The sequence below is a fragment of the Dactylosporangium sp. CA-139114 genome, assembly GCF_050955725.1.
Lineage (GTDB): Bacteria > Actinomycetota > Actinomycetes > Mycobacteriales > Micromonosporaceae > Dactylosporangium.
Window position 1 is genome coordinate 8,420,279 of the sequence record NZ_CP192080.1, and the last position, 16,160, is coordinate 8,436,438.

Genomic DNA, 16,160 nt, shown 5'->3' on the forward strand with positions numbered 1-16,160 from the left:
CCCGGTCAACGGACCGTCACGCTCCGTCATTTTGATCTCACCTTCGGTGCGCCACCCTCGCAGGCCACGTCGTAACGCAGCCGCTGCCCCTGCTTGCGGAACTCGACCCGGGCCTTCGTGTGCAGGCCGAGGTCGGCCTGCACGAGCTCGACCCCGGCCGCGGGCTGCACCCGCAGCACGGTGACCTTCTTCCCCGCGCACATCGCGACCACCACGCCCCCGCCGGTCGGCACGTCGATGCCCGGCACCGGCCGCTCCTGCCGCGGGGTCGCGGGCGGACCGGCCGGACTCGCGCCGGTCGAGGGCGCCGGCGACTCCCGCGAGGGCGTGGGTGAAGCAGGGACGACCGGGGCCGGGCGGGCCGGGTCTGCGGCGGTGGCGGGCGCGTCGCCGTCCGTGCCGCGCAGCGCCACGCCGGTCAGCAGCGCGGCGATCGCGGCCAGGGCACCCACGCCGAGCAGCGCGCGCCGGCGCGCACCCGGGGGCTCGACCAGCTCGGTGGGGCCGTCGAAGGGGGCGGCACGGGTGACCGGCTCCCGCGGCAGCGCCGAACCGCGCGGCACGATCCCGGCGGCCAGGGCCAGCCGGGTCGCGACGGCCACGGCGTCCGGGCGCTCCCGCGGCTCCTTGGCCAGGCACCGCATGCACAGCTCGCGCACGTCCGCGGGCAGGCCGGGCAGCCGCGGCAGCGGCGCCGGCGCGACGGTCATGTGGGCCAGCACCATCTGGGTCGTCGTCTCGGAGTCCCAGGGCAGGCGGCCGGTCAGGCAGAGGAAGAGCAGCAGCCCGAACGCGTAGACGTCGCTGGCCGGCGTGATCTCCCCGCCCGTGAGCCGCTCGGGGGCCAGATAGGCCGGGGTGCCGAGGACCCGCTCGGAGCCCTCGTCCAGCTCCGGGCCGCCGGCGAACCCGACGATGCCGAAGTCGAGGACCTTGGCCGCGTCGGGCGTGAGTACGACGTTGGCCGGCTTGACGTCGCGGTGCACCAGGTCCTCGGCGTGCGCGGCGGCCAGCCCGGCCGCGACCTCGGCGCAGATGCGCAGCGCGGCGGCGGGCGGCAGCGGCCCGTCGAGGAGGAGCTGGGCGAGGGTCGGGCCGCGCAGCAGCTCCATGACGACGAACGGCACCTGATCCGAAGTCTCGCCGTAGTCGTACACATTGGTGATGTTCGGATGTGTCAGCCGTGCGACCGCCCGCGCCTCCAGCCGGATGCGCCGGCGCCATGCCGCGTCCGGGACCAGCCGGGCATTGAGCACCTTGACCGCGACCTCGCGGTTAAGGGCCTCGTCGCGGGCGCGCCACGCGACGGACATGAGGTACCACCCGTTGAGAGCTGCCCGCCGTCCACGCCGTCAGTCTGCCCCCACAAGACCCATCCCGGCACTCCAGCCGCCCGTTTGCCCGGGTTTTGCAGGGGTACGTCCGGGCGTCCAAAAAAGTACCGCCGACCGGCCGGGCGGGATGTCCGTTATAGACGTATCTCCGTCCGGCGACATGTCAATTCCCCGGCTAGCCTGAGGGGATAACAACGGCTCGGTTGCAATCTGATGACAACGTTTCCCTGCAACCGAGCGGTCCACCTATGGGTCTTACACCTAACGGTGGCCACGGCACGACCATGAGGAGGCCAGTTGACCAGGCACCGCACGTTCGAGGAACTCGGCGCCCCGCTACCACCGCCGGAGTTCCGTGCCGCGACTGATGCGATCGTCGCCAACATCGAGCAGGTCATCGAGGGCAAGACCGCGACCGTGCGGCTCGCCCTGGCGGTGCTGCTCGCTGAGGGCCATCTCCTCATCGAAGACGTTCCCGGGGTCGGCAAGACCAAACTGGCCAAGGCGCTCGCGCGCTCGATCGACTGCTCGGTCCGGCGCATCCAGTTCACCCCCGACCTGCTGCCCAGCGACGTCACCGGCGTGAGCGTCTACAACCAGGAGACGCGCGACTTCGAGTTCAAGCCGGGCGCGGTGTTCGCGAACATCGTCGTCGGCGACGAGATCAACCGCGCCTCGCCGAAGACGCAGTCCGCGCTGCTGGAGAGCATGGAGGAGCGGCAGGTCACCGTCGACGGCGCCACCTACCCGCTGCAGGTGCCCTTCATGGTCGTCGCGACGCAGAACCCCATCGAGATGGAGGGCACCTACCCGCTGCCCGAGGCCCAGCGCGACCGGTTCACCGCCCGCATCGCGATGGGCTACCCCGACATGGGTGCCGAGCTGGCCATGCTCGACGTGCACGGCCGTCACGACGCGCTGGACGACCTCGCGCCCGTCTCCGACGCGAGCATGATGCGCCGGATGATCGCCACGGTCCGCGACGTGCACGTCGCCGACGCCGTCAAGCAGTACGCGGTCAACATCGTCACCGCCACCCGCGAGTCCGGCGAGCTGCGCCTCGGCGCCTCCCCGCGCGCCACGCTGCAGCTGCTGCGCACCGCCCGGGCCGTCGCCGCCATCGAGGGCCGCGAGTTCGTGCTCCCCGACGACCTGCAGGCGCTGGCCGTGCCGGTGCTCGCCCACCGCGTGATCCCGACGGCCGAGGCCCAGCTGTCGCGGCGGACCACCGACGCGATCATCGCCGAACTCGTGCACCGGCTGCCCCTGCCGTCCGACCGGCCTCAGCAGTACGGGGGCCGCTGAGCATGCGAGAGGCGCTGCGGGGGCTCACCACCCGGGGTCGTAGTTTCCTGGCCGCCGCCGCAGCGGCCCTCATCGCCGCGCTCATCCTCGGCGAACGCGACCTGTTGCGCGTGGCGCTGCTCCTGGCCGCGCTGCCGCTGCTGTCCGCGGCGTACGTCGGGCGGACCCGCTACCGCCTGTCGTGCAGCCGCACGCTCGACCCGCACCGCGTCCAGGTCGGCGCGAGCGCGCGGGTCATCCTGCGCCTGCAGAACCTCTCCCGGCTGCCCACCGGCACGATGCTGCTGGAGGACCGGCTGCCCTACGCGCTGGGCTCCCGGCCGCGGCTGGTGCTGGAGCGGCTCGGCGCGCACCAGGCCAGCTCCGTGGCCTACACCGTGCGGGCCGACGTGCGCGGCCGCTACGAGGTCGGGCCGCTGGTGGTGCGCCTGACCGACCCGTTCGGCCTGTGCGAGCTGACCCGGGCCTTCCCATCCGTGGACCGCCTCACCGTCATCCCCCAGGTGGTGCCGCTGCCGTCGGTGCGCCTGGCCGGCGAGTTCGCCGGGTCCGGCGAGAGCCGCGCCCGGTCCGTCGCCGTGCACGGCGAGGACGACGCGGCGACGCGGGAGTACCGCTACGGCGACGACCTGCGCCGGGTGCACTGGCGCTCCACCGCCCGCACCGGCGAGCTCATGGTGCGCCGCGAGGAGCAGCCGTGGGAGAGCCGCGCCACGGTCGTGCTCGACACGCGCTCCACCGCCCACCGCGGCGAGGGCCCGACGGCGAGCTTCGAGTGGGCGGTCTCGGCGGCCGCGAGCATCGCGGTGCACCTGCGGCACGCCGGGTACAAGATGCGGCTCGTCACCGACGCCGGCGTGGACGTCGACGCGACCGAGATCGACGGCGACGGCCCGCTGCTCGACCAGCTCGCCGACGTGCGGCTGGCCCAGCGCGGCGACATCGCGACCCTGATCGAGCGCGTGCGGCGACGCAGCGACGGCGGCCTGATCATCGGCATCTTCGGGCTGCTGTCCTCGGCCGAGGCGGAGCTGCTGGCCTCGTTCCGCTCCAACAACGCGACCTGCGTCGCGCTGTTCATCGACTCGTCGACCTGGCTGAACCTGCCGACGGCGGCGCGCGAGGAGGCCGACCGCGCCCACGGCGTGGCGTCGCTCGCGCTGCTGCGCAGCGGGTGGCGGGTCGTGGAGGTGCCGCACGGGGCGAAGCTGTCCGCGCTGTGGCCGCAGACCGGGCGGGGGTCGCAAGGCTTCGCCTGGCGGGCCGCGTCCGCTGAAAGCGTGGCTGGAGGAGTCAGGTGAACCAGCGCAAGCATCTGACGCTGATCGCGGCCGGCGCCGCGTTCCTGGCGTCACTGCCGCTGATCAACGTCTTCGACCACTACACGTGGGCGATCCGCTCGTTCCTGGTGGTCGCGGTCATGTGCGGGGTCGGGCTGCTGGTGCGCAGCCTGCGGGCCCCGGCCTGGGCGCCGACGGCGGCGATGGCGCTCGCGGCGCTGCTGTCGCTGACCTGGCTGTACCGCAGCCACGAGGAGTTCCTCGGGATCATCCCGTCGCCGGGCACCATCGTCCACTTCGGGCAGCTGCTGCGCACGGCGTCGGAGGAGATGAGCGAATACGCCATCCCCGTCGGCGACCGCGAGAGCTTCCTGTTCCTCGCCACGCTCGGCGTCGCCGCGGTCGCCCTGATCGTCGACCTCTTCGCGGTGGTCCTGCGCCGGCCCGCGCTGGCCGGCCTGCCGATGCTCGCGATCTACTCGGTGCCGGTCACGGTCGACACCGAGACGACCGCGTGGTTCCCCTTCGCGCTCGGCGCCGTGGGCTTCCTCTGGCTGCTCGTCACCGACAACGTCGACCGGGTGCGCCGCTTCGGCCGCCGCTTCACCGGCGACGGGCGCGACGTGGACCTGTGGGAGCCCTCGCCGCTCGCCGCGGCCGGCCAGCGCCTCGGCGCGATCAGCGTCGCCGCCGCCGTGCTCATCCCGCTGGTGCCGTTCGCGATGCCCGGCGGGGTGCTCGACAGCCTCGGCACCGGCGCGGGCTCCGGCGGCAACGGCATCGGCAACGGCCGCAACGGCAAGCAGGTCAGCATGTTCGCGCTGCTGTCCGGCCAGCTCAACCGCAGCCAGTCCGTCGACATGGTCAAGGTGACCAACGTCGACGACGACCACCCGTTCTACCTGCGCTTCAGCGTGCTCGAGGACCTGAACTCGAAGGGCTTCGCGCTGCGCCCGATCAGCGGCGGCGCGCCGGTGAGCAACGGCTTCGGCAAGCCGGAGTGGGGCCCGTCGGTCAAGACGGAGACGCACACGGCGAAGATCGAGGTCACCAACGAGCTCGCGATCTCCTACATGCCGATCTACACGTGGCCCACCAAGATCGACCGGCTCAGCAACCAGTGGGCCTTCGACCCGAAGACGGCCGTCGTGTACTCCGGCAAGGACACGACCGCCAAGAAGACCTACTCGGTCACCTACCAGCGCCCGGACATCACCCCGGACCAGCTGCGCCAGGCCGGGCCGATCAACGCGAACGACCCGCTGCTCAAGGACCTGATGACGGCCCCGAGCAACCCCTTCGTCAAGAGCAAGGTCGACGAGACCATCAAGGGCAAGACGAACGAGTACGACAAGGTCAAGGCGCTCTTCGACTTCTTCTCGACCCAGAACGGGTTCCAGTACGACATCACGACCGGCCCGGACACGAGCGGCACCAAGATCGCGGACTTCCTGCAGAACAAGCGCGGGTACTGCGCCCAGTACGCGGCCGCCTTCGGCTGGATGCTGCGCGAGGCGAAGATCCCGTCCCGGGTCGCGTTCGGCTTCGCCCGCGGCGGCAAGACCACCGACCGGACGATGACGCTCACCAACTTCAACCTGCACGCCTGGACCGAGGTGTACTTCCCGGGCTACGGCTGGCTGCCCTTCGACGCGACGCCGTCGACGTGGATCAACGGCAGCGTCACCGCCTCGTACCTGCCGGCCCCCGGCGCCGTGACGGGCAACGACGACGTCGACCGGCCCGGCAACGACCGCGGCGGCCCGCAGCCCGACGCCTCCGCGCCCGCGGCCCAGGCCGACACCCACGGCAGCCAGGGCGACACCAACACCGACACCAAGGCCGGCGACGTGAACACCCTGGCGCGCGTGGCGAACTTCGTGACCAGCCTGGCGGGCATCATGCTCCTCGCGGTGGTCCTGCTGGCCCTGCTGCTGGCGACGCCGGCCCTGGCCCGCTCCCGCACCCGCCAGCGCCGGCTCACCTTCGCCGCGTCGACGCCGGCCGCGACGCCGATCCCCACCGGCGACGGCCCGGCCATGACGGTCATCCCGGACGAACGCGCGCTCGGCGCGGCCCGGGAGAGCGCCCACCGCGCGTGGGACGAGCTCATCGACACGATGGTCGACTACCGCGTGCCGATCGACGAGGCCGAGACACCCCGCGCGACGGTCGACCGCCTGGTCAGGAACGAACGCCTGCGCGACGCGGCCGAGTCGGGGGCGCGACTCATCTCGACGGCGGAGGAGCACGCGCGCTACGCGCGGCAGCCGCTCACGGGGCGCGAGCTGCGCTCGGCGATCACGTCGGTGGAGTCGGCCTTCGCCTCGAACGCCACGCGCAAGGTCCGGCTCGTCGCCCGGTTCCTGCCGCCGTCTGTGCTGCGGCGGTGGCGCAACCGGTTCTCGGCCCGGACCGGCGGGGCGGCGCTTGCCGTCGGGCGCGGGTGGGATGCCTCGATGCGCAGGTTGAGCGTGCGGCGGATCGTGGCTAGGCGGGCGGAGTAGTCGTTCCTGTTGCTTCGGGCATGCTGGGCCGCTCCCCCGTCCGCGGGGGGCGGCCCTTCTGCTCGCATGAGTCCGGCGACTGTGGATGTCGCTCGGCCGTTGCCTGCCGTCGGTGAAGGTACCCACCGCGCTGACCGGCTGCCAGGTGTGGCGCACCGCCTTCGGCTACGAGGTCCGGCTCACCCTCATCGCACGCGACCGAACGAGGGCTACCGCGTCGATGCCGAACCGGTCATCGAAACGCCGTTCCTGCCGCGCGTCCATCACCACCGTCGCAATCCGCAAGCGCGGCGCGCTCGCGCTCACCTTCGACAGCCGCGAACTGTTCATCGGAGCCGATCCGCGGTTTGAGTCGTGGCACCTGACCGGCGACGGCGTCGACCACATCACCCTCGGCCCCGGCGGCCACACCGACTGACAGCAGCCCAACTGAACCAACCTACGCCAAGATCCCGAAGCGGGTCATCATTCGGTGGCCCGGTTTCAATGTGTTCGTCCTGTGCGTTTCGGCGTGGTCGGGATCATGGTTTCCGGCGCATGCCGAGTAATTGCCGGTATGGGGCAGATGCAGTTGTTCAGCGCTCGTGAATTGACTGCTATGCGCGATAGAACGAAGGCACGGAATTGGTGGCCCGGCAAGGATGCATTCCGTCAGGAATCGCAGCGGCGGCGGGATTGGGGATTGGCCCGACGGCATGCCGGGAAGTTGCGGCGCATCCACGCGGCTGCGGAAACCGCCCCGGCCCAGCCACCGTCCGATCTCCGCCGACCCGCCGTGGACCAAGTTCAGCATCACGCTTGCCCGACGCGAGAATCCCACCGGCCGCAGCCGCACAATGGCACTGCCGTACCAGCGCTCGCGCAGCAGCCGCGCACACCGATCCAGCGGGTTGCCGATCCGGTCCGCCGGGACCACGGTCACCTTGGATCTGGCCGCGTGATGTCGCGGCATCCGGTCTCGGGCGCCGGCCCCGGCCGCGTGATGTCGCGGGATCCGGTCTTGGGCGCCGGCCGCGCGATGTCACGGCGTCCGGTCTTGGGCGTTGGCCGTGCGGCGGAGGACGGAGCCGGCCCCGCGACGTCACGGACGGTCGGCTGGGACGCGGCCGCCACTGTGATCATGGCGCAACGAAAAAAGCCGCACCGAGGCGCGGCAAATTGCCCTCGACATCGGGGCGGGTGCGCGGCGGTGTCAGGGCAGGCTGCAGCTGGACAGGCCATCCACCGCCGTGGTGGGCGACCGCTGGCGGTCGCCCTCAGGCCCGTGCCCGCTCAGGCGGCCGTCAGAGGTCGCCCTCGGGGCGGCGGCGCCAGCGCTCCTCGAGGCGGTCCACCAGGCCGCCGCGGCGCTGACGGGTGCGGCGCGTGGCCGTTCCGCCGACCACGTGCAGGTCCGTGGACTGGCCCCGGCGGTAGGCCTGGACGCCGAACGCCAAGGCGCACAGCATCACCAGGAAGCCGCCGACGCCGAGGAGTGGGATGGAAATGGCGACACCGTAGACAAGCAGCGCCATGCCGGCCAGCAGCAGGATCCCTGCGGCGATCATCCGGCGCTTGGCATGGAACCGCGGGTCGGTGGCGCGCACCGCCGAAGCGAACTTGGGATCCTCGGCTAGCGACCGCTCGATCTGCTCGAACAGCCGCTGCTCGTGCTCCGAGAGCGGCACGGCACTCCTCCCCGGTCGCGAAGGCCGGCCCTGGACGGGCCGGCGGTCCGGCACAGCCGGACGGCTGCGTACTGGCAAGTTTACGAGGGGGCCAACCCGTCGGAAAGCGGGACGATGGTCCGGCCGTGCCGATTTTCCGACCAACTTCCCGATGAGGTGGCTCCTATGCCCTTCCATTGTGTCCTCTCGGGGACCCGGTTGCCCCCTCCCCGCGCGGTGCGGCTCCGTTTCCGTCGGTGCGCATGCCGTCACCGCGGAGCAGGCTGGCGGGCTTGACGAGGCCCTGGCCGAAGCGCGCGGCGACCGCGTCGGCGGCTCGTTCGGCGTCTCGCCAGCCGTGGTCGCGCTCACCCAGCGTCATCTGCCGGGGCGCACCGTCGGCGTGGACGAGGCCCTCGACGCGCACGCCGATGAGCCGGATTCGCTCGCCCGGGCGTGCGGCCTGGAACAACGCCCAGCCGAGCTCGAAGATCTCGCGGGCGACGTCGGTGGGGACATCTACTGTGCGTGATCGGCTCAGGGTCTGGAAATCGGCGAGCCTGATCTTCACCGAGATGGTCCGGCCGGCCTGCCCGGCGTGGCGGAGGCGCTCGGCGACCTTGCCGGACAGGGCGAGCATCGCGCGTCGGATGGTCGACAGGTCGCTGACGTCGACGTCGAAGGTCGTCTCCGCGCCGATGGACTTTTCCACATGTTCGGGAATCACCCGTCGGGGGTCACGCGCCCAGGACAGCTCGTGCAGATGGCGGGCCGCGGCCTCCCCGACGGCGGAGCGCAGGAGACCGACCGGGGCGGACGACAGGTCGCCGATGGTCTTGAGCCCGAGCCGCTGGAGGTGCTCGGCCGTCCGCTCGCCGACGCCCCACAGCGCCTCGACGGGCAGCGGGTGCAGGTATTCGAGCTCGCGCGAGCGCGGGACCACCACCATCCCGTCGGGCTTGGCGCGGGTCGAGCCGAGCTTGGCGAGGAACTTGGTGCCGGCCACCCCGACGGAGCACGTGAGCCGCTGCTCCTGCGCGACCCGGCGACGGATCAGCGCGGCGATCTCGGCCGGGCGGCCGAGCAGCTTGAGCGCCCCGGCGACGTCGAGGAACGCCTCGTCGAGGGAGAGCGGCTCGACCAGCGGCGTGACGTCGCGGAAGATCGCCATCACGGCGCGGGAGGCCTCGGTGTAGGCCGCGAAGTCGGGCGGCAGGAACACCGCGTGCGGGCACAGGCGCTGGGCCCGGGCGCCCGGCATCGCGCTGTGCACGCCGTATTTGCGCGCCTCGTAGCTCGCCGCGGACACGACCCCGCGCGGCCCCGCCCCGCCGACGACGACGGGCTTGCCGCGCAGCTCGGGCCGCCGCCGGATCTCCACCGACGCGTAGAACGCGTCCATGTCGACGTGCAGCACGGTGCAGCCCGTGTCGTCGGCGTGCGGTCCGAACTCGCCGGCGCCTCCGCGTGGTACCACCTGACTTCGCCCCACATCGCGAACCTTAGCGGCACCCCCTGACAATATTGACGAGAACTTAGGATTGCCTTACCTTCCGGGTATGGCTCACGTCGCGATGACCTCGCCCCTGGCGCCGGTCGTCGCGGCCGTCGAGGGGCTGCGCCGCCGGCATCCGGCACTGACCGGCAGCGTCTTCCCCGGTCTGGTGATCACCCCGACGGCCGACTGGACAAGAGCCATGAACCAACAAGCCGCAGCCGTACTGGTCGTCGCCGGCTGGACCCGAGCCCGCCGCGTGCCGCTGCTCATCCCGGGCGAGACGTTCGTCAACCGCGCGGGGCAGCTGGGCGTACGCCGAGCCGACGTCGCCGTGCTGGCCGGCGATCCCGCGGCCGGCGCACCGGGCGTGATCGTCGCCGCGGACCGGGACGAGCTCCTGGCCCTGGTCGCGCGACACACGGAGGCGCCGGGCGCGCGGCTCGCGCGGCACGTACGCCACCTGACCGCCCTGCTGGCCACAGCGGCACAATCGCCGGCCAAAAACCCTGTCGGGGTATAAATCCGAAATGTCGGGCTGAGGGACGAAGCCCGACATTTCGGCTCGGAAGCCAGCTCGCCGGCACAGGTCCACAAGCGCAATCGCCATGCTCGGCCGCGCCCGACCAGCGACGCGAAGCCGCGCTGACCGGACGCACAGCCAGCAAGGCAACCCGCCGCGAGTCCGCGCCCCGCCGGGGACGACCAGCGCTCGAACCGCAAGACCAGCCGGGCGAAGCCTCGCTCAGCGGCGGACGACCAGCAACGGGATCTCCATCTCCGCGGTCGTGTTCGCGCCGTGGAAGGCCACCATCTCCGCCAGCCGGGCCGGCTCGTGGGCGCTGGCCATCACGACCCAGCGCTCGCGGCATACCACCACCACGTCGCCGATGCGCTGCAGGTGGGACTCGGGCACGGGGCCGAACCAGCCCGACGCCACCGCCTCGTCGCGCTCGGCCACCCACGCGCGGTCGCCCAGCACCTCGCGCCACGCGCTCAGGACGTCCGCCCGGGCGCCCGGCAGCGTGTGCAGGTACCGTACCCGCGCCTCGCCGGCCACGTGGGCCAGGCCCGCGCTCAGGCGCTCGTCGCGGTCGAGGTCGATGCGGCGGTCGGCCGGGATGTCGAGCTGGCCGTGGTCGGCGGTCACGATCAGGGCCGTGTCCGGGGGCATGCCGTCCACCAGGCGGGTGACGAGGCGGTCGGCGTCGGCGGCCGCGCGGTGCCAGTCGGGCGAGGCGATGCCCGAGTCGTGGCCGGCCTTGTCGACGTCGTTGAGGTAGCCGTACACGAGCCTGGAGCCGGCCAGCGCGGACAGCATCTCGTCGGCGATCGCGTCCGGGCGCACGCCGGGGCCGAGGCGCGCGCCGCGGTACGCCGACAGGGACAAGCCGGTGCCCTCGAACCTCGGGTCGGTCACGACGGTCGGGGCCAGGCCGGCCTCGCTCGCCCGGGTGAACGCGGTCGGCACCGGCTGCCAGGTGGCCGGGTCGGGCTCGTCCGTCCAGTGCAGATGGTTGACGACCTGGTCGGTGCCGGGGCGGTGCAGGTTGAACCCGACGATGCCGTGGCGGCCGGGTGCGGTGCCGGTGCCGAGGGTGACCAGGCTGACCGGGGTCGTCGACGGGAAGCCGGACGTGATGGGGCGGCCGAGGCCGAGGCGGCCCGCGGCGATGTCGGTCATCGTCGGCGCGTCGGGCGCGGCCAGGGGCAGCTGGTGCCAGCCCAGGCCGTCGAGGAGGACGACCGCGATCCGCCGCACCCCGTCCAGCGCCCCGGCGAGGCCCAGCGCGTCCGGCTCCCCCGGGACGCCGAGCGCGTGCAGGGCCGTTGGCATGACGTCGGCCAGGCTGTCGTGGCCGTAGCGCGGCTCGATGGGGTCGAGCGGGCCCGGGGTCATGTGCGGCGGGCGAGCAGGTGGAGCTGGGTCGCGATGTCGCGGTACGGCGGCGTCCCGGCCAGCGCCAGCTCGAACGCGGCGAGCGCCTCGGGCTCGCTCTCCGCGACGGTGCCGGGCACCAGGTCGGCGACGACGCGCACCCCGTGCACCTGCTCGACGGCCAGGCCGCACTCGTCCAGCAGCGCGGTGGCGCTCTGGGCGTCGTAGCGGCGGCGGAGCCGGTCGCGGGCGTCGCCCCGGCCGTCGGGGCTGGCCACGAGCAGCGAGGCAGCGGCGAGGTGGCCGCCGATCGCGCGGGCCAGCACCGCGGCGGCCCGGTTGGCGACCACGACGCTGGCCGCGCCGCCGGGGCGCAGGGTCCCGGCGAGCGCGGCGACGACCTTGTGCGGGTCGTCCACGACCTCGAGCAGGCTGTGGCAGAGCACCAGGTCCACGCTCTGCGGCCGGACCAGGTCGGCCAGGCCGTCGCCGTCGCCCTGCACGGCGGTGACCCGCTCCCCCACCCCGGCCTCGGCCGCGCGCCGGGTGAGCGCGGCGAGCGCGTCGGGGCTGGCGTCGACGACGGTGACGGTGTGACCGGCCTGCGCGAGCGGGACGGCGAAGCCACCGGTGCCGCCGCCGACGTCGAGGGCGTTCAGCGGCCGGGCGGCCCGGGCCAGCTCGTCACGCAGCACGCGCCAGACCACGGCGGTGCGGGGCGCAGAAGACTCCACCCAGACGACCTTAGTGGAGCAGCGGCAGGTACACCTGACCGCCCGCCTCGGCGAACTCGTCGGACTTCTGCCGCATGCCCAGCTCGGCGTACTCGCGCAGATCCTGGCTGATCTTCATGGAGCAGAACTTGGGCCCGCACATGGAGCAGAAGTGCGCGGTCTTGGCGGGCTCGGCCGGGAGGGTCTCGTCGTGGTACGCGCGGGCCGTGTCCGGGTCCAGCGCCAGGTTGAACTGGTCCTCCCAGCGGAACTCGAAGCGGGCCTTGGACAGCGCGTCGTCCCACGCCTGGGCGCCCGGGTGGCCCTTGGCGAGGTCGGCGGCGTGCGCGGCGATCTTGTAGGCGATGACCCCGGCCTTGACGTCGTCGCGGTCGGGCAGGCCCAGGTGCTCCTTGGGGGTGACGTAGCAGAGCATGGCGGTGCCGTACATCGCGATCATCGCCGCGCCGATGGCCGAGGTGATGTGGTCGTAGGCGGGCGCGATGTCGGTCGTCAGCGGGCCGAGCGTGTAGAAGGGCGCCTCGTGGCACCACTCCATCTGCAGGTCCACGTTCTCCTTGATCTTGTGCATGGGCACGTGGCCGGGGCCCTCGATCATGACCTGCACGTCGTGCGCCCACGCGATCTTCGTCAGCTCGCCCAGGGTCTTGAGCTCGGCGAGCTGGGCCTCGTCGTTGGCGTCGGCGATCGAGCCGGGGCGCAGGCCGTCGCCGAGGGAGAACGCGACGTCGTACCGCGCCAGGATCTCGCACAGCTCCGCGAAGTGCGTGTAGAGGAAGTTCTCCTCGTGATGGGCCAGGCACCAGGCGGCCATGATCGAGCCGCCGCGGGACACGATGCCGGTGACCCGCCGGACGGTCATGGGCACGTAGCGCAGCAGCACCCCGGCGTGCACGGTCATGTAGTCGACGCCCTGCTCGGCCTGCTCGATGACGGTGTCGCGGTACGCCTCCCAGGTCAGCCGGGTGGGATCGCCGCCGACCTTCTCGAGGGCCTGGTAGATGGGCACGGTACCGATGGGCACCGGGGAGTTGCGCACGATCGCCTCGCGGGTGGCGTGGATGTGCCGGCCCGTGGACAGGTCCATGACGGTGTCCGCGCCCCAGCGGGTGGCCCAGGCCAGCTTGGCGACCTCCTCCTCGACGCCGGAGGAGACGGCGCTGGTGCCGATGTTGGCGTTGACCTTCACGAGGAACCGGGAGCCGATGACCATCGGCTCGCTCTCGGGGTGGTTGACGTTGTTGGGCAGGATGGCCCGGCCGGCGGCGATCTCGGAGCGCACCAGCTCCGGCTCGACGCCCTCCCGGATCGCCGCGAACCGCATCTCGCGGGTGATCACGCCCTGGCGCGCGTAGTGCAGCTGCGTGCGCTCGACCGGGCCGCGCTCGGCGATCCACGCGGCGCGCAGCGGCGGGTCGCTGACCGGTCCGGACGTGTCGTACAGCCGGACGGGCGGGTTGTCGCCGGAGAGCTGCACCTCGGCGAAGGGCACTCCCTCGACGAAAACCTTACGTTTCATGACAAACCTCCCATAAAAGGGCATGGATGACCTGAGGAAGCGGCGACGTCGACGCCTGCAGAGCGGTGGTGCCTAGAAGGGGCCCCAGGCCAGCGGGCCGTGGCCGGCGCCCAGGGTCCAGGACGCCGAGCGGGTGAGGGCCGAGTGGACGTAGGACTTGGCGCGCGCGAGGGCGACCGGCAGCTCGTCGCCGGCCGCGAGCCGGGCGGCGGTCGCGGCGGCGAAGGTGCAGCCGGTGCCGTGGTTGTTGGTCGTGTCGATCCAGGGGGCGCTCAGCAGCGAGGTCTGGCCGTCGTACCAGACCGCGTCGACGGCCTCGGCACTCCCCCGCAGGTGGCCGCCCTTGACCACGACGCACCGGGGCCCGAAGGCGGCCAGGTCCCCGGCGGCCTTCGCGGCGTCGTCGGCGTCGAGCACCTCGCGGCCGAGCAGCACGGAGGCCTCGCGCAGGTTCGGCGTGACCACGGCGGCGTGCGGGAAGAGCAGGTCGAGGTACGCGCGCTCGGCGTCGGCGGTGAAGAGCCGGTCGCCGGAGGAGGCCACGAGCACCGGGTCGACCACCAGGTTCGGCAGCCGCGGGGCGAGCCGGGCCACGAGCGCGACGGTGTCCGGGGAGGCCAGCATGCCGGTCTTCACCCCGGCGACGGGCAGGTCGTCGAGGACGGCCTCGAGCTGGGCCTCGACGAACCCCGGGTCGACGGCGGAGATGGCCCGCACGCCCGCCGTGTTCTGCGCGGTGAGCGCGGTGATGACGCTGGTGCCGAAGACGTCGTGCGCGGCGAAGGTCTTGAGGTCGGCCTGGATTCCGGCGCCGCCCCCGGAGTCGGAGCCGGCGATGGTGAGCGCCACGGGCGGGTTCATGCGGCCAGCAGCTCCTTGACCAGGCGGGCCGGGTCCTCGGCGCGCATGACGGCACCCATCACGGCCACCCCGGCGGCGCCCTCGTCGAGGCAGTCGCGGACGCGGCCGGGGGTGTCGACGCCGCCGAGCGCGAAGACCGGCACGGGCGCGGCCATCGCCATGCGGCCCAGCGCGGCCAGGCCCAGCGGCGGGCCGTAGCCGGGCTTGCTGCGCGTGGCGAAGATCGGCGAGAGGGTCACGTAGTCGACGGGGTCGTCCCCGGCCGCGACCAGCTCCTCGAGCCCGTGGCACTTGCGCAGCGCCCCGTCCTCCTCCAGCAGCAGCCGGCCGCCGACCTGGTCGAGGAGGCTGCGCAGGGTGGCCGCGAGCTTGAGCCGGCGCCGCGGCGGGAGGTCGTGCTCGCGCAGGACCACCACCCGGGCCCCGCCGTCGACGGCGCCCGCGATCACCTCGTCGAGCGGGCGCCCGGTCTGCCGGCGGTCGGTGAAGACGATGAGGCCGGGCTCTACCACGGCATACCTCCGGTCGGGCTGGATGCGGTCGCGTGCAGGCGCCGGGGGATGCGCCCGGCCAGGTGGGCCAGCCGCCCGGCCCGCACCGCGAGGCGCATCGCCTCGGCCATGCGCGCCGGGTGCTCGGCCCGGGTGACGGCGGAGGCGAGCAGCACGCCGTCGCAGCCCAGCTCCATCGCGAGGGCCGCGTCGGAGGCGGTGCCGATCCCGGCGTCGAGGATGACCGGGACGGTGACGAGCCGCCGGATGAGCGCGATGTTGTGCGGGTTGCGGATGCCCAGGCCGGAGCCGATGGGGGCGCCGAGCGGCATGACGGCCGCGCAGCCCACGTCGGCGAGGCGCTGGGCGAGGACGGGGTCGTCGCTGGTGTACGGCAGGACGGTGAACCCGTCCCCGACGAGCCGCGCGGCCGCGTCGAGCAGCTCGACCCCGTCGGGCAGCAGGGTCTCCTCGTCGCCGATCATCTCGAGTTTCACCCAGGCGGTGCCGAAGGCCTCGCGGGCGAGGTGGGCGAGCTTGACCGCCTCGGTCGCCGTGTAGCAGCCGGCCGTGTTGGGCAGCACGCGCACCCCGCAGCGCTCGACGACGTCGAGCAGCGAGGGCGCGGCCGGGTCGAGCCGGCGCAGGGCGACGGTGACGAGCGCGGTCTCGCTGGCCCGGATGGCCGCCTCGAGGGCCGCGTGGCTGGTCGCCCCGCCGGTGCCCAGGATGAGCCGGGACGGCAGCTCCACGCCGTCCAGCACGAGGGCGTCAGCCACCCTGCACCGCCGTCAGCACCTCGACCTGGTCGCCCTCGGCCGGGCGGGTCTGCTCCCAGCGCGACCGGGGCACCACGTCACCGTTGAGGGCGACGGCGATCCCGCGCGGGTCCTCTCCGGCGAGCGCCTTCACCACGTCGGCGACGGTGATGCCCTCGTCGACGGTCGATGCGACGGCGTTGACCACAAGCTGCATGGAACTCACTCCTGCCTCCCTGCGCCGGCATGATCCGGATCAGGTTCTACGGTCGGGGGCTCACAGCCCCCCTCTCAGCCCGGTCGCACCGGACTCCCGTGGGGTACGCGTCCGACGATAACGCCGCCGGAGCC

At 72.9% G+C, this 16,160-nt stretch carries 16 protein-coding genes and 1 riboswitch; of the genes, 5 read left to right on the plus strand and 11 right to left on the minus strand.

Annotated features, from left to right (window positions below):
- Positions 1–26: 26 nt before the first annotated feature.
- Positions 27–1,313, minus strand: a complete 1,287-nt coding sequence (locus ACQP2P_RS37670) for a protein kinase domain-containing protein (protein ID WP_433609206.1) — start codon at positions 1,311–1,313, stop codon at positions 27–29.
- Positions 1,314–1,631: 318 nt separating this feature from the next.
- On the opposite strand from ACQP2P_RS37670, the gene ACQP2P_RS37675 reads away from it, so the two are divergent.
- The 4 genes from ACQP2P_RS37675 (at position 1,632) to ACQP2P_RS37690 (ending at position 6,844) form a co-directional block, all read left to right on the plus strand.
- Positions 1,632–2,639 (plus strand): AAA family ATPase, encoded by a 1,008-nt coding sequence (locus ACQP2P_RS37675; protein WP_433609208.1) that lies wholly within the window; start codon positions 1,632–1,634, stop codon positions 2,637–2,639.
- A gap of 2 nt (positions 2,640–2,641) precedes the next feature.
- The gene (locus ACQP2P_RS37680; protein WP_433609210.1) at positions 2,642–3,940 is read left to right on the plus strand and encodes a DUF58 domain-containing protein; all 1,299 of its coding nucleotides are present in this window, start codon (positions 2,642–2,644) and stop codon (positions 3,938–3,940) included.
- Positions 3,937–6,426: a transglutaminaseTgpA domain-containing protein gene (locus tag ACQP2P_RS37685; RefSeq protein ID WP_433609212.1), complete on the plus strand. Its 2,490-nt coding sequence runs from the start codon at positions 3,937–3,939 to the stop codon at positions 6,424–6,426. The genes ACQP2P_RS37680 and ACQP2P_RS37685 overlap by 4 nt, the downstream gene beginning before the upstream one ends.
- Positions 6,427–6,511: 85 nt before the next feature.
- The gene (locus ACQP2P_RS37690; protein ID WP_433609214.1) at positions 6,512–6,844 is read left to right on the plus strand and encodes a DUF6188 family protein; all 333 of its coding nucleotides are present in this window, start codon (positions 6,512–6,514) and stop codon (positions 6,842–6,844) included.
- A gap of 21 nt (positions 6,845–6,865) precedes the next feature.
- Here the strand turns inward: ACQP2P_RS37690 and ACQP2P_RS37695 are convergent, their stop codons facing one another.
- The 3 genes from ACQP2P_RS37695 to ACQP2P_RS37705 form a co-directional block, all read right to left on the minus strand.
- Entirely contained in the window at positions 6,866–7,348 is a 483-nt protein-coding gene (locus ACQP2P_RS37695) for a hypothetical protein (RefSeq protein ID WP_433609216.1), read from the minus strand.
- A 361-nt stretch (positions 7,349–7,709) separates the two neighbouring features.
- Complete coding sequence (locus ACQP2P_RS37700) at positions 7,710–8,093, minus strand: DUF3040 domain-containing protein (protein ID WP_433609218.1); 384 nt, start codon at positions 8,091–8,093, stop codon at positions 7,710–7,712.
- Between the two features lie 163 nt (positions 8,094–8,256).
- Positions 8,257–9,564: a DNA polymerase IV gene (locus tag ACQP2P_RS37705; RefSeq protein ID WP_433609220.1), complete on the minus strand. Its 1,308-nt coding sequence runs from the start codon at positions 9,562–9,564 to the stop codon at positions 8,257–8,259.
- 67 nt (positions 9,565–9,631) lie between these two features.
- Here ACQP2P_RS37705 and ACQP2P_RS37710 point away from each other — a divergent pair, with 67 nt between their 5' ends.
- Positions 9,632–10,090: a hypothetical protein gene (locus tag ACQP2P_RS37710; RefSeq protein ID WP_433609222.1), complete on the plus strand. Its 459-nt coding sequence runs from the start codon at positions 9,632–9,634 to the stop codon at positions 10,088–10,090.
- Between the two features lie 222 nt (positions 10,091–10,312).
- Here ACQP2P_RS37710 and ACQP2P_RS37715 read toward each other — a convergent pair whose 3' ends face one another.
- From ACQP2P_RS37715 to thiS, 7 genes are all read right to left on the minus strand, one after another.
- Positions 10,313–11,467: an alkaline phosphatase family protein gene (locus ACQP2P_RS37715; RefSeq protein WP_433609224.1), complete on the minus strand. Its 1,155-nt coding sequence runs from the start codon at positions 11,465–11,467 to the stop codon at positions 10,313–10,315.
- Positions 11,464–12,180 carry a class I SAM-dependent methyltransferase gene (locus ACQP2P_RS37720; protein WP_433079075.1) on the minus strand — a complete coding sequence of 239 codons (717 nt, stop codon included), beginning with the start codon at positions 12,178–12,180 and terminating at the stop codon, positions 11,464–11,466. Before ACQP2P_RS37720 ends, ACQP2P_RS37715 begins: the two co-directional genes overlap by 4 nt.
- 10 nt (positions 12,181–12,190) lie before the next feature.
- Positions 12,191–13,699, minus strand: a complete 1,509-nt coding sequence (gene thiC, locus ACQP2P_RS37725; RefSeq protein ID WP_433609227.1) for a phosphomethylpyrimidine synthase ThiC — start codon at positions 13,697–13,699, stop codon at positions 12,191–12,193.
- Between the two features lie 72 nt (positions 13,700–13,771).
- A complete protein-coding gene (thiD, locus tag ACQP2P_RS37730) occupies positions 13,772–14,560 on the minus strand; it encodes a bifunctional hydroxymethylpyrimidine kinase/phosphomethylpyrimidine kinase (protein ID WP_433609229.1) in 789 nt (262 codons plus the stop codon).
- Entirely contained in the window at positions 14,557–15,072 is a 516-nt protein-coding gene (locus tag ACQP2P_RS37735; RefSeq protein ID WP_433609231.1) for a thiamine phosphate synthase, read from the minus strand. The genes thiD and ACQP2P_RS37735 overlap by 4 nt, the downstream gene beginning before the upstream one ends.
- Positions 15,066–15,830 carry a thiazole synthase gene (locus tag ACQP2P_RS37740; RefSeq protein ID WP_433609233.1) on the minus strand — a complete coding sequence of 255 codons (765 nt, stop codon included), beginning with the start codon at positions 15,828–15,830 and terminating at the stop codon, positions 15,066–15,068. Before ACQP2P_RS37740 ends, ACQP2P_RS37735 begins: the two co-directional genes overlap by 7 nt.
- The gene (gene thiS / locus ACQP2P_RS37745; RefSeq protein WP_433609235.1) at positions 15,823–16,026 is read right to left on the minus strand and encodes a sulfur carrier protein ThiS; all 204 of its coding nucleotides are present in this window, start codon (positions 16,024–16,026) and stop codon (positions 15,823–15,825) included. Before thiS ends, ACQP2P_RS37740 begins: the two co-directional genes overlap by 8 nt.
- Positions 16,026–16,136: riboswitch (TPP riboswitch) on the minus strand. (Overlaps the previous gene by 1 nt.)
- Between the last annotated feature and the right edge of the window lie 24 nt (positions 16,137–16,160).